Source organism: Mycobacterium sp. DL440 (genome assembly GCF_011745145.1).
GTDB lineage: Bacteria > Actinomycetota > Actinomycetes > Mycobacteriales > Mycobacteriaceae > Mycobacterium.
Genome location: NZ_CP050191.1, coordinates 6034575 through 6047189, shown reverse-complemented (window position 1 = coordinate 6047189; position 12615 = coordinate 6034575). Strand labels below are relative to the sequence as shown.

At 65.9% G+C, this 12615-nt stretch carries 16 protein-coding genes; 8 read left to right on the top strand and 8 right to left on the bottom strand.

The genetic code is table 11. From position 1 onward, the window contains the following. The gene (locus tag HBE63_RS29430) at positions 1–195 is read left to right on the top strand and encodes a ferredoxin (protein ID WP_166908568.1); all 195 of its coding nucleotides are present in this window, start codon (positions 1–3) and stop codon (positions 193–195) included. Between the two features lie 151 nt (positions 196–346). Here the strand turns inward: HBE63_RS29430 and HBE63_RS29425 are convergent, their stop codons facing one another. From HBE63_RS29425 to HBE63_RS29415, 3 genes are read right to left on the bottom strand one after another with little or no spacing between them, the layout of a single operon-like run. Beyond that, positions 347–1018, bottom strand: a complete 672-nt coding sequence (locus tag HBE63_RS29425; RefSeq protein WP_243858367.1) for a hypothetical protein — start codon at positions 1016–1018, stop codon at positions 347–349. A 19-nt stretch (positions 1019–1037) separates the two neighbouring features. Then, the gene (locus tag HBE63_RS29420; RefSeq protein WP_166908566.1) at positions 1038–1673 is read right to left on the bottom strand and encodes a PaaI family thioesterase; all 636 of its coding nucleotides are present in this window, start codon (positions 1671–1673) and stop codon (positions 1038–1040) included. After that, positions 1670–2965 (bottom strand): adenylosuccinate synthase, encoded by a 1296-nt coding sequence (locus tag HBE63_RS29415; protein ID WP_166908564.1) that lies wholly within the window; start codon positions 2963–2965, stop codon positions 1670–1672. The genes HBE63_RS29420 and HBE63_RS29415 overlap by 4 nt, the downstream gene beginning before the upstream one ends. 105 nt (positions 2966–3070) lie before the next feature. Here HBE63_RS29415 and HBE63_RS29410 point away from each other — a divergent pair, with 105 nt between their 5' ends. From HBE63_RS29410 to HBE63_RS29400, 3 genes are read left to right on the top strand one after another with little or no spacing between them, the layout of a single operon-like run. After that, positions 3071–3652 carry a hypothetical protein gene (locus tag HBE63_RS29410; protein WP_166908562.1) on the top strand — a complete coding sequence of 194 codons (582 nt, stop codon included), beginning with the start codon at positions 3071–3073 and terminating at the stop codon, positions 3650–3652. A 29-nt stretch (positions 3653–3681) separates the two neighbouring features. Then, entirely contained in the window at positions 3682–4473 is a 792-nt protein-coding gene (locus HBE63_RS29405; protein ID WP_166908560.1) for a site-2 protease family protein, read from the top strand. Positions 4474–4512: 39 nt separating this feature from the next. Then, entirely contained in the window at positions 4513–5409 is an 897-nt protein-coding gene (locus tag HBE63_RS29400; protein ID WP_166910385.1) for a cation diffusion facilitator family transporter, read from the top strand. On the opposite strand, the gene HBE63_RS29395 is transcribed toward HBE63_RS29400, so the two are convergent. Continuing rightward, positions 5406–5822 carry a DUF3151 domain-containing protein gene (locus HBE63_RS29395; protein ID WP_166908558.1) on the bottom strand — a complete coding sequence of 139 codons (417 nt, stop codon included), beginning with the start codon at positions 5820–5822 and terminating at the stop codon, positions 5406–5408. The genes HBE63_RS29400 and HBE63_RS29395 overlap by 4 nt on opposite strands. 64 nt (positions 5823–5886) lie before the next feature. Between HBE63_RS29395 and HBE63_RS29390 the strand changes: the two genes are divergently transcribed. Next, positions 5887–6690, top strand: a complete 804-nt coding sequence (locus HBE63_RS29390; protein ID WP_166908556.1) for a DUF4878 domain-containing protein — start codon at positions 5887–5889, stop codon at positions 6688–6690. Between the two features lie 9 nt (positions 6691–6699). After that, positions 6700–7287 (top strand): CHAP domain-containing protein, encoded by a 588-nt coding sequence (locus HBE63_RS29385; RefSeq protein ID WP_166908555.1) that lies wholly within the window; start codon positions 6700–6702, stop codon positions 7285–7287. A 5-nt stretch (positions 7288–7292) separates the two neighbouring features. Here the strand turns inward: HBE63_RS29385 and fbaA are convergent, their stop codons facing one another. After that, on the bottom strand, positions 7293–8330 hold the full coding sequence (fbaA, locus tag HBE63_RS29380) for a class II fructose-bisphosphate aldolase (protein WP_166908553.1): 1038 nt from the start codon (positions 8328–8330) through the stop codon (positions 7293–7295). A 119-nt stretch (positions 8331–8449) separates the two neighbouring features. Here fbaA and HBE63_RS29375 point away from each other — a divergent pair, with 119 nt between their 5' ends. Continuing rightward, positions 8450–9100, top strand: coding sequence for a DedA family protein (locus HBE63_RS29375; RefSeq protein ID WP_166910383.1), 651 nt, complete (start codon positions 8450–8452; stop codon positions 9098–9100). Here HBE63_RS29375 and HBE63_RS29370 read toward each other — a convergent pair. Both HBE63_RS29370 and HBE63_RS29365 read right to left on the bottom strand, forming a co-directional pair. Next, positions 9097–9996 carry an LLM class F420-dependent oxidoreductase gene (locus tag HBE63_RS29370; RefSeq protein WP_166908551.1) on the bottom strand — a complete coding sequence of 300 codons (900 nt, stop codon included), beginning with the start codon at positions 9994–9996 and terminating at the stop codon, positions 9097–9099. The two genes, HBE63_RS29375 and HBE63_RS29370, sit on opposite strands and share 4 nt — an antisense overlap. Then, positions 9993–11159: an XdhC/CoxI family protein gene (locus tag HBE63_RS29365; protein ID WP_208301247.1), complete on the bottom strand. Its 1167-nt coding sequence runs from the start codon at positions 11157–11159 to the stop codon at positions 9993–9995. Before HBE63_RS29365 ends, HBE63_RS29370 begins: the two co-directional genes overlap by 4 nt. A 413-nt stretch (positions 11160–11572) precedes the next feature. Between HBE63_RS29365 and HBE63_RS29360 the strand changes: the two genes are divergently transcribed. Next, on the top strand, positions 11573–11797 hold the full coding sequence (locus HBE63_RS29360) for a hypothetical protein (RefSeq protein WP_166908549.1): 225 nt from the start codon (positions 11573–11575) through the stop codon (positions 11795–11797). 57 nt (positions 11798–11854) lie between these two features. Here the strand turns inward: HBE63_RS29360 and HBE63_RS29355 are convergent, their stop codons facing one another. After that, positions 11855–12538, bottom strand: coding sequence for a FadR/GntR family transcriptional regulator (locus HBE63_RS29355; RefSeq protein WP_166908547.1), 684 nt, complete (start codon positions 12536–12538; stop codon positions 11855–11857). Positions 12539–12615 lie beyond the last annotated feature (77 nt).

Here is a 12615-nt window from a genome sequence, read left to right as displayed (position 1 = left end):
ATGAAAGTAGAAGCAGATCAGGACGCCTGCATCGCATCGGGCAATTGCGTGATGGTCTCCGACGTCGTCTTCGACCAGGACGACGACGGTGTGGTCAAAGTCCTCGTCGATGAGGTGCCCGACAATGAGATCGGGCACGCGCGCGAGGCCGTCAAGCTGTGCCCGGCAAGCGCATTGAAGCTCACCGGGGACTGACACCCGTGTCGATCAGGTCCACATCGGGATCAGTGTCGAACATACGTTCGATTATGCCACCGCCGGGCGACACGCGCAGCTGTTATCCCTCAGGACATCGGTGACAGTCCTGATTCATCACAACCGACCCACGCAGCAAAACTCGCGCCGCCTACCCCGAATGCTCGTGTTCGCCATGTAGGTCGATCACGCCGGCCCGGGCCAAGAACAACACGCTGACCACCAGCACCCAAGTCGGGAACGCCAACGCCAACCACATGCTGAGATCGCCCGCGATCAGGAGTATCACCGCGAGAAGGTATGTCGCGAACGCCAGCAGGCGCGGCATCAGGCCGGTCTTCAACCAGATCGTGGCCAGCGAGATCATGAACACGGCGGCCATGCGGATCCCGTAGGTCTTGCTCAGCGTCAGCAGCAACATCTGCCCGAACGTGGCGGCGTCGGAATGGGCCGCGGCGTCGACCATCCCGGCCTTGCTGGCGATCAATGCGGCACCGACGGCCGAGGACACGAACATCATGGCCAGGAACAGGATTCCGCTACCGAGAAAGACCGACGCGAAGAACCGGTCCTCGTAACGACCGAAGCCGTCGCGCACCACGCCGATGAACCACAGGAACGCGATACCCGCGAACGGCATCAAGACCGACGCCACCCGCAGCCGGGTACTCGCTCCGTCGATCCACTGGGAACCCGGTTCGGCACCCTCCGGTAGCGCAGTGCGGATCAGGATCAGCGACGCCCCGAACAGCAAGGCGAACAACACTCCCGCGATCGCCGCGGCGCGCGGAGTCGACAAACGGTGCAATGGTCGTTGATCCACGGCGTCATAGTGACACGGCTCAAGGCTGGCCCGGCAGCAACCGGAGCATCAGGCCGTTGGCCTCGGCGAGCAGATTCTCGTCCGGGTCGCGCAGTTCGGCGTTCACAAATGCCTTGCGCCCCTCTGACTCACGCACCCAACCGCGGGCGGTCAGCACCGTGTCGATGGGCGTCACCTTGCGATAGTCGACGTGCAGGAAAGCCGTGCGGCTGATCGGTCGGCCCGCCGCGTGGATCACCATGCCGAACACCGAGTCGAACAGCAACGGCAGCACACCGCCGTGCACCGCGTAGTTGCCGCCGACGTGGAATCTGCTGAACTCGACCTTCAATTCGACGCCCTCGGGCTCGAACTTCGACATGGTCCACGGCGGCATCAGCAGACTGCCCGCGCCCGGCAACGAGGGCATCCGGTTGGCCGGTCCGACGCCCTCGGCCGCCTCGTACGGGCCGAGCAGCTTGACGAGCTCTTCGGCTCGATCAGCCGCGTCGTCCCAGGTGTCGCTGTCTGGATCGGCTGACACCGCCAGATCCTGCGCTCGGCGCATCGCGGTCAGGAAACGCGCGAAACCCGGTCCGGGATCGGCCGGTTCGAATACCGGGAATCCGCCGTGCTGCTCAAAAACGGATTCGGACTCGGCCGCTGCATCACTCATGGGGCGGCCAGGATGTCACGACGCACGATCGTCTGCTCGCGCCCCGGACCCACACCGATGCACGAAACATGCGCACCGGCAAGCTCTTCCAGCCGCAGCACGTAGTCCTGGGCCTTGGCGGGCAGATCGGAGAACTCACGGGCGGTGGAGATGTCCTCCCACCAACCGGGCAGCTCCTCATAGATCGGCTCGGCGCGATGGATGTCGGACTGCGTCATGGGCATCTCATTGGTGCGCTTGCCGTCGACCTTGTAGCCGACACACACCGGCACGGTCTCCAGGCTGGACAGCACGTCGAGCTTGGTCAGGAAGTAGTCGGTGATGCCGTTGACCCGGGTGGCGTATCGCGCGATCACGGCGTCGAACCAGCCGCAGCGCCTGGCCCGGCCCGTGGTGACGCCGACCTCGCCGCCGGTCTTGGCCAGGTAGGCGCCGTGCTCGTCGAACAGCTCGGTCGGGAACGGACCCGACCCGACACGGGTGGTGTAGGCCTTGAGGATTCCGAGCACCGTGGTGATCTGCGTCGGCCCGATCCCGGAACCGACCGCAGCGCCGCCGGCCGTCGGATTCGACGAGGTGACGAACGGGTAGGTGCCATGGTCGACGTCAAGCAGGGTGCCCTGCGACCCTTCCAGCAGCACAGTCTCACCCTTTTCCAGCGCCTGGTTCAGCAGCAGCCGGGAATCGGCGATGCGGTGCTTGAAGCCCTCGGCCTGGGTGAGCAGGTTCTCCACCACCTCGGCCGGTTCGAGCGCCTTGCGGTTGTAGATCTTGACCAGCACCTGATTCTTGAATTCCAGTGCGCCCTCGATCTTTTCGGCCAGCAGCTGCTCGTCGAGCACATCGGCGACCCGGATACCGATGCGGGCGATCTTGTCCTGGTAGCAGGGGCCGATGCCGCGACCGGTGGTGCCGATCTTCTTGCTGCCCGCGTAGCGCTCGACAACCTTGTCGATGGCTACGTGATACGGCATCAGCAGATGCGCATCCGCCGAAATCAGCAGGCCCGACGTGTCGACACCGCGATCTTCGAGGCCCTGGAGCTCGGTGAGCAACACACCCGGGTCGACCACCACACCGTTACCGATGACGTTGGTGACCCCTGGCGTCAAGATGCCCGAGGGGATCAGATGCAGTGCGAAGTTCTCCCCGGTGGGCAGGACGACGGTATGCCCGGCGTTGTTTCCCCCCTGGTAGCGAACAACCCATTGCACACGACCACCGAGCAGATCGGTGGCTTTACCTTTGCCCTCGTCGCCCCATTGGGCGCCGATGAGGACGATTGCCGGCATGGCGTAGTCTCCCGCTCAATCTTCCGCACTAGTGTGGTGCAGCCGGTAGGTCACCTTATCCCAGCACACGCTGCGAACACATTTTCTTGACCGCGAGGAGCAGTTTTGTCCGCCTCACACGGGGTCGCGGTGGTCGGCACAGGCCGTGTTCCGCGCCCGCTCCAGGGCCTGCCGAGGGTCGACGTCGATGACCTCGGCACACCCCGCAGACTGGTCGTGACCGGCGGCGAAGCGCAGCTTTCCGCCGTACTCACCGCGTTGCTGCGGGCCGATCGGCTCGATGTCGAGGTCGCGCAGGCGGCCGGTAGCTGGTCGGCCCGGCGCGCGCTCCGTGCCACCGCCCGGCGTGTCCCGCTGATCCGCGATGAGACGGGAACAGTGCTCGTCGGCGCGGCGCAATGGCACGGAGCCGACGGCGCGCCGCTGCAGGGCGAGGCCATCGTCGACGACTGCGTGCTGTTCGACGGCGAGGCGCCCGGCGTCCGGGTCGAGCCGACGACGAACATGCCGGGGCTGCGTGCGAGCGTGCTCTCCGACCGTGGCCGCCCACGCCACTGGGTCGTCGGTCGCGCCGCGCAGCTGGGCACCCCGGGCGCCCAGGTGACCCGGGACGGTGTGCCCGCGCCGCGAACGGTACGGCGCTCGACGTTCTACCGGCACACCGAAGGCTGGCTGCGCGTCGGCTGAACTGCGGCGAGAGCCGGTAGCGTCGAATCGTGAACATCCGCCCGCTGCATCAGTCGGTACGCCCCAGCCCGGTCTTTTTGGCCGTCGTCGCGATCACCGTGGCCGGCGGGGTGGTGGCCTGGCTGGCCGCCGACACGGTGAAGCCGCTGTCCTACATCGGCGTTTTCATCCTGGTGATCGCGGGCTGGCTGGTGTCGCTGTGTCTGCACGAGTTCGGCCACGCCTTCACCGCGTGGCGGTTCGGTGACGCCACCATGAAAAGCGAAGTGGCGGGTCGCGGCTATCTGACCCTCAACCCGCTCAAGTACTCCCATCCCCTGCTGTCACTGGGGCTGCCGGTGCTGTTCATCGCCCTCGGCGGCATCGGCCTGCCCGGCGGGGCCGTCTACGTCCGCACCTCGGGAATGACGGCGCGGCAGAAGACCCTGGTCAGCCTGGCCGGTCCGGCCGCCAACCTGGTCTTGGGGGTGCTGCTGCTGGTCATCACCCAGATCTTCTTCGACCCGGCCCACGGGGTGTTCTGGTCCGGGCTGGCCTTCCTGGGTTTCCTGCAGGTCACTGCGGTTGTGCTGAACCTGCTGCCGATTCCCGGGCTGGACGGCTACGGCGCACTGGAACCGCACTTGAGCCCCGACACTCAGCGAGCACTGGAGCCGGCCAAGCAGTGGGGTTTCTTCATCCTGTTGATCCTGCTGATCACGCCCATGCTCAACCGGTGGTTCTTCGCGGTGGTCTTATGGTTCGTCGATCTTTCCGGAGTACCGCGCCATCTGGTGTCGTGGGGCAGCACTCTGACCCGCTTCTGGTCCGCCTGGCTCTGACGCTTGCCACATATGCGTACTTCCGCATATATTTCGGGCATGGGTGCCGGCCACGATCACAGCCACAGCAGCGATACCCGCGTCAGCAGGATGGTCATCGCCGCCGCGATCCTGTCGGCGTTCTTCATCGTGGAGCTCGTCACGGCCCTGCTGATCAACTCGATCGCACTGCTGGCCGACGCGGGGCACATGCTGACCGACCTGGTCGCGATGTTCATGGGGGTGACCGCGGTACTGCTCGCACGCCGCGGCAGCTCCTCACCCGACCGGACGTACGGCTGGCACCGCGCCGAGGTGTTCACCGCGGTGGCCAACGCGGTGCTGTTGCTCGGCGTCGCCGCGTTCATCCTCTACGAGGCTTTCGAACGGCTCGGCGACGCGCCCGAGGTACCCGGCGTGCCGATGATCGTCGTCGCGCTGGCCGGGCTACTCGCCAACGCCGTAGTGGTGCTGCTGCTGCGCTCGCATGCGGAAGGCAGCCTGGCCGTCAAAGGTGCGTACATGGAGGTCGTGGCCGACACCGTCGGCAGCATCGGTGTCCTCGTCGCCGGCATCGTCACCGTCACCACCGGCTGGCCCTACGCCGATGTCGTGGTCGCCGTCCTCGTCGCTCTGTGGGTGCTCCCGAGGGCCATCGCGTTGGCCCGGGCAGCGCTGCGGATCCTCAGCGAATCCTCCCCGCAGCACATCGACGTCGAAGAGCTGCGGACCGCACTCGGGGCGGTGGAAGGCGTGACGGGCGTGCACGATCTGCACGTGTGGACGCTCGTCCCCGGGAAGGACATGGTCACCGCGCACCTGACCAGCAGTGCCGACACCGCCCGAGTGCTCGACGACGCCCGCGCGGTACTGAACGCCCGGGGCCTGGCCCACGCCACCGTGCAGGTGGAGCCGCCCGAATCAGCAGACGACTGCTCCTGCGAGGCGAAGGACTAGGCCAGGCCGAGTTCGGCCCGGGCCGACGGATCGCAGTCGTCGAGCAGATCGAGGCACCGCTGAAGCTCGTCGGTCTCACCGATGTCGTCGGCCGCCCGGGCCAACGAGGCCACACACCGCAGGAATCCCTGGTTCGGCTCATGGGCGAACGGCACCGGGCCGAAACCCTTCCAGCCGTTACGCCGCAACTGATCCAACCCGCGGTGATAGCCGGTGCGGGCATACGCATACGCGGTGACGGCCTTGTCGTCGGCGAGCGCCCTCTCGGCCAGCACCGCCCACGCGATCGACGCCGACGGGTGGGCGGCCGCCACGACGGCAGCCTTTTCACCCGCGGCCAATTCGTCCTCGGCCTCAGGGTCCCCGGGAAGGAGGACCGGCTCCGGCCCCAACAAATCACCCATCCGTGTCATGGGCCTATTGTGCACCGACCGATAAGCTCCACCGGTACCGACGTACGGGAGGACCGCAGCAGGGATGTCGAACCCAACGGGACCTGACGAAGATCGCACCGACCAGAGCGACACCCCGACCGAGAAGGTCGAGTTGCCCACAGCCGCGTTCCCCACACCCGAGCTCTCCGAGCCGGCCACCGAAATCATCGGCTCGGCCGACGAAGTCACCGAGGCGGTGGCGCGCAGCGAAGAACGACGCTTCACCGCACCATCCGGGTTCGACGGATCCACCCAGAAGATCGACACCCCGCCCGACCCGGAGACCGAGGTGTTCGCACCGCCCGCCGAGGGCGACACCGACACCGAGGAAGTGCCGAAAGGTGCAGCCCCGCAATCTATCCCGCCGCGCGAGGAATCGGATCAGCGACCGGCGCCCGCCGGCCGCCGCAGCTGGGGATGGGTGGTGGCAGTCGTCCTGGTCATCGCGGCCCTGGTGGCGATCGCGGTGCTCGGCACCGTCCTGCTGACCCGCAAATCGTCGTCGGCGGCATCCCAGGAAGACGACGTCCGCACGACGATCCAGGACTTCGACTCGGCCATCCAGCGGGGCGACCTGGCTGCCCTGCGGTCGATGACCTGCGGCACCACCCGGGAGAACTACGTCAAGTACGACCAGAAGGCCTGGGACGAAACCCACGCCCGAGTGGAGGACGCCAAGCAGTACCCAGTGGTGGCCAGCATCGACCAGGTGGTCGTCAGCGGCGACCACGCCGAGGCCAACGTCACCAGCTTCATGGCATTTGCCCCGCAAACCCGGTCCACCCGCAGCTTCGACCTCCAGTTCCGCGACAATCAGTGGAAGATCTGCCAGGCACCGACCGGTTAATCTGGTCCGGTGACCCTGCGCGGACCCAAACTCTGGTTGACCCTGTGCGCGTTCGGCGCGGTCATCGTGGTCGGCCTGGCAACCCTGTTGGTCCGGCATCCCGGCGCCATCGACATCCTGCCCGGCAAACCTGTCGCCTTCCCCCAGATCGACCGCACCGCACTCGATCCGGCCCAGGCGCGCATCGTCGATGTGCTGCAGGCGCAGTACGACGCCCAGCCCGGCGGCAGCCACTTCTCCGAAGGCGTCGAGGAGCCGTGGTGCGCCGACTTCGTCAGCTGGGTGCTCAACGAGGCGGGCCAGCCGCTGTCCAACCCGAACTCGGGGAGCTGGCGGATCCCGGGCGTGTACACGCTGCAGGAGTACTACCAGGCGGCGGGCCGGTTCACCGATCCGGAGGGATACCGGCCGCGCACCGGCGACGTGGTGATGTACGCCGATGGCAGCCCGCTCGGGTTGCACACCAATTTCGTTGTGACCGTGGATGACAACGCGATCACCACAATCGGTGGCAATGAAGAGGGCGGCATCCGGGTGCACACCCTCGATGACGCCGAGATCGCCAGGATCCTCGGCTACGGCCGACCGGCCGTCTGAGCCGTCTAACCGCCGGTGACGCTGCGTCCGGCGCTGTGCAGGTCGTTGCAGGCCTCGACCACGCGCTCGCTCATCGACGCCTCGGCCTTCTTCAGGTAACTGCGCGGGTCGTAGAACTTCTTGTTACCCACCTCGCCGTCGATCTTGAGCACACCGTCGTAGTTGGTGAACATGTGCGCGGCCAACGGACGGGTGAAGGCGTACTGCGTGTCGGTATCGACGTTCATCTTCACCACGCCGTACTTGAGGGAATCTTCGATCTCGGACTTCAGCGAACCCGACCCGCCGTGGAAGACGAAATCGAAAGGCTTTGCGTCATCGGATAATCCGAGCTTGGCGGCGGCCACCCGCTGGCCCTCGGCCAGCACGTCGGGCTTGAGAACCACATTGCCGGGCTTGTACACGCCGTGCACGTTTCCGAACGTGGCCGCCAGTAGGTAGGCCCCCTGCTCGCCCGCGCCCAACGCGTCGATCGTCTTCTCGAAATCCTCCGAGGAGGTGTAGAGCTTTTCGTTGATCTCGGCCTCGACGCCGTCTTCCTCACCGCCGACGACGCCGATCTCGACCTCGAGCACAATCTTGGCCTCAGCAGAAAGCTTCAGCAGTTCCTGGGCGATGGCGAGGTTCTCGTCGATCGGGACGGCCGAGCCGTCCCACATGTGCGACTGGAACAAGGGAGCGCGACCCGCACTCACCCTCTCCGATGAGATGGCCAGCAGCGGACGCACATAGGTGTCCAGCTTGTCCTTCGGACAATGGTCGGTGTGCAGAGCGACCGTGATCGGGTACCTGTCGGCGATCACATGGGCGAATTCGGCCAGTGCGACGGCACCGGTCACCATGTCCTTCACCCCGAGCCCCGAAGCGAACTCGGCCCCACCGGTCGAAAACTGGATGATGCCGTCGCTCCCCGCGTCGGCGAAACCCTTGATGGCCGCGTTGATGCTCTCCGAGCCGACACAGTTGATGGCCGGGAATGCAAAGGAATGCTCCTTGGCCCGGCCGAGCATCTCGGCATAGACCTCAGGCGTGGCGATCGGCATGGCATGTCCTTCCATCTCGACGTGAGTCATCGCAGGTGAAGACCGCTGGTGAGGCCCAGGTACCCTTGGGAGTCGTGATCGACACCGCCCTCCCTGAGGCTACGACCAATCTGGCGCTCATGCCGGATTTCATGGATCCACTGCACCTCATCGGATCCTTCGGCACCTGGGCCCTGGTGGGCATTCTCGTCGTCGTGTTCGTCGAGTCAGGCGTGCTGTTCCCCGTCCTGCCGGGCGACTCGTTGCTGTTCGTCGCGGGCATGCTCGCGGCGGGCACCGCCGCCCAGGGAACCTCGGTGGACGCCAACTTCGAACTCTGGCAGCTACTGGTGTTCATCCCCGTCGCGGCGATCCTCGGCGGACAGGTCGGCTACCTCATCGGTCGGTTCATCGGTGTCGAGATGTTCAAACCCGACGCCCGGGTCCTGAAGCAGAAGTACCTCGACGAGGCCCACGCATTCTTCGAGCAGCGCGGCCCGTTCGCGATCGTCATCGCCCGGTTCGTGCCGATCGTGCGGACGCTGGCACCGCTCGTCGCCGGCGCCGCGAAGATGCGCTATTCGGTGTTCACGACGTTCAACGTCCTGGGAGCGGTGGTGTGGGGCGTCGGCCTCGTGCTCCTGGGCTACTGGCTGGGTCAGTTCGAGATCATCCAGAATCTGCTCGAGCCGATCTTCATCCTGATCGTCGTCGCCTCCGTCGCTCCGATGTTCTACGAGTGGCTCAAGCGTCGCAGCGCCGCCAAGAAAGCCGACGCTCCGCAGGCCTAGCCGAGACCGAGTGCGGCCGCGAGCTCGCGCAACGCCGGGCGCGGATCGGCTGTCGGGTTCTCTCCCAGTGCCTGCACCACAACGTGGTCGGCCCCGGCATCCAGGTGCGCGGTGACCGCCGCGGCCGCCTGGTCGGTCGAACCCATGCCGACGAGGCCGCGCGCCAGCCGGTCTGATCCGCCGCGAACCAGGTCGGTGTCGTCGAAACCCTGCCGTAGCCATGAGTTCCGGTAGTTGGGCAACCCGCTGTAGACCTCGAGATGGTGGTGCGCACGCGCCAGTTGGTCGGCATCGTCACCGCCGATGGCGACAGCCTGCTCGGACACCACCCAGCGGTCCGGCCCCAGGATCTTGCGGGTGGTCGCGGTGTGATCGGCCGTCACCAGGTAGGGGTGTGCACCGTCCGCGTGCGTGCCGGACAGCTCGATCATCTTCGGGCCCAGTGCAGCCAGCAATCGGGGCGGACGTCCGACGCCGGGTTCGATCTGCTCGGGAACCGCGGCCATCCGCTCGAGGTAGGTGCGCATGGTGGCCAGCGGCTTGGCGTAGGTGCCACCCAGTCCATGCTCGACAAGAGGTCCATGGCTGACACCCAACCCGAGCACGAACCGGCCCGGGTAGAGCGCCGTGAGGGTGCGTGCCCCCGATTCAGCGGCCGACGGCAACCGCACGTGAATGTTGGCGATACCGGTACCCACCACCAGACGCTCGGTGGCGGCGAGGAACGCTGCCGACTGGGTGAGCGCCTCCTTGCCGACCACCTCGGGGAGGAACAACGAGCCGAAGCCGAGGGCTTCGATCTCCCGCGCGACCTGCTGCGCCTCGGGCATGGCCCAGGTGTCACTGGCCCACCACACGCCGATCCGGCTGGGGAAATCGATCCTGGCTCGGGTCACTGTCCGCTCCTCAATTCGCTCGGTTTTTTGTGTTCGTGATGGCTGTGTTCGTGATGGATGCGGCCGTCGGTGCCGTTCAGCGGCGTGCCGGTGCCGCCCCAGCGTTGGGCGATGATCTCGGCCGCGATCGACACCGCGGTCTCTTCGGGCGTCCTGGCGCCAAGGTCCAATCCGACGGGGCTGGACAGCCTCGTGAGTTCGTCGTCGGTCAGGCCGGCCTCGCGTAACCGGGCCATCCGGTCATCGTGGGTGCGCCGCGAACCCATTGCACCGATGTAGCCGATCTCGGGTAGCCGCAGCGCCACCTCGAGCAGTGGTACGTCGAACTTCGGATCATGGGTGAGCAGGCAGATGACCGTGCGGCCGTCGATCGCGCCGGCGGCAGCTTGTGCGGCCAGGTACCGGTTGGGCCAGTCGACGACGACCTCGTCAGCGGTTGGGAAGCGAGCCGCGGTGGCGAAGACCGGACGCGCGTCGCACACCGTGACGCGATAGCCGAGCAGTGAGCCCTGGCGGGCGACGGCGGCCGCGAAGTCGATGGCTCCGAACACCAGCATCCGCGGGGGTGGCGCGAAGCTCGCGACGAACACCTCCATGCCCTCGCCGCGGCGCTCACCGTCGGGTCCGAATGTCAGCACCGCGCTGCGGCCGGTGTCGAGCAGACCGCTGGCATCATCGGTGACCGCACTGTCGGCGCGGGTCGAACCGAGTGTGCCGGTTACCTCGTCGGTGCGGATGACCAGTCGCCGGCCCACCCAGTCGGGGTCAGGGTGGGCGATCACGGTGGCCGTCGCGGCAGGCCGGTGCCCTTCGATGTCATCGACCAGAGCTTCCAGTTCGGGGAACGTCCGCTTCGACACGGGCTCGACGAACACGTCGAGGACGCCGCCACAGGTCAGCCCCACGGCGAAGGCGTCGTCGTCACTGACTCCGTAACGCTGCAGCGCCGGCGTGCCCTCGGCGACCACCTCGCCGGCCAGTTCGTACACCGCTCCTTCGACGCAGCCTCCGGATACCGACCCGGTCACGGTGCCGTCGGGGGCCACCATCATCGCGGCGCCGGCCGGCCGCGGTGCGGAACGGAATGTGCGCACCACCGTCGCCAGGCCCGCGGTGCCACCGGCACGCCAGACCGACAGTGCGTCGGCGAGCACGTCTCTCACGATGCCTAACCTAGCCTTCGCTGTGCGCGCGCTCAGTTTTGGTACGGACACGCTTGACTTACGCGCAAAAAAGAAGAATCGAACAGCCACCGCAAATGGGGCCTTTTCGCCGCTCAAATAATCAATCGCCTGACCATGGGATCATCTGCTGTCAGATGATTTGATGATATCTGACTACAGGCGTAGCTAAATATCCGACCAGCGCGTTCGGGTGGTCATCGACGACCGTTTCAGCACCATGGTAGCCAATCCTGGGGAACTCCTGAGAACCCGGTGAGTATTTCCAGCTATTTCTACTACGCCTTGAATTCCAGTTCCATAACTATTGTTTTGGAGTTCTGAAAATCACCCAATTACGGTGATGACGCTCACACCAGGCACGGCCCATATGGCCCATAACAAGGACACGAAGAATGAACGATTTACACAGTGTTCGCGCGAAGAAGCTCGCGCCGACCGGCATCGCGCTGGTGGGGGCGAGCGCGATCGCGCTGTCACCGTTGGCGGTGCCGCCTTCCGCGCCCCACCTCGATATTCACAACATCTCGTCTGCCGCGGGAGCAGGCACGTCGAGCGGCTCCAGCGCATCGTCGAGTGACGCGAGCGCCGGCACCAAGAGCAAGTCGGACAGCAAGTAATCGCAGTCCGTGAGAGGTCTCCTGCCGGTCCACCGGCAGGAGACCTTTGCTTTTTCCTCAGTTACCTATGGCGTACAGGTGACGCTCGTGGACATCGAGCCCGTGGACCGCGGCACGCGTCGCGGCAGCCTGGTCACCCCGCTGAATGGCGTTGTACAGATCGTTGTGGAACTCCCGGTGCGGATCATCGGGGATCCGCATGCACATCGCGGCATGATCGACATCACGCATCACAGTCTCGAAGGACTTGATGAACTCGCACAGCAGCGAGTTGTGTGACGCGCGGGCCACCGTGACGTGGAAGGCAACATCGTGATCGATGAACGCGTCCAGATCGGCCTTGGCTTTGGCGCTTCGGCGCCCGGCAACTGCGGCGCGCAAGGCCTCGATATCCGCGGCCGAGCGGTGGGCCGCGGCCTCACGCGCCGCCAGCACCTCAAGCGTGTGACGCACCAGCTGCGCCTCGACCAGGTCCGCTGCGCCGATCACCCGCCGCAGCGCAACCGTCGTCTCGTCGTCTGCGACCACGTAGGTCCCGTCGCCCTGCCGCGCCTCCAGCAGGCCGGACTGGACGAGTGAACGCACCGCCTCACGAACCGAAGGACGGCTGACTCCAAGTGCCTCAACGAGTTTCGCCTCGGTGGGGATCTTCGCACCAACCGGCCAGCTACCGTTTCTGATCTCGTCCCGCAACCCGGCGACGACGACATCGACCAACGAGGTCCGAGCGACCCTTTCCATTCACGACCTACTTCACAAATTCGTCAGACATCTACACACCCATTATGGTCCGACCATTTTTCTATTTGGTAGGCAGG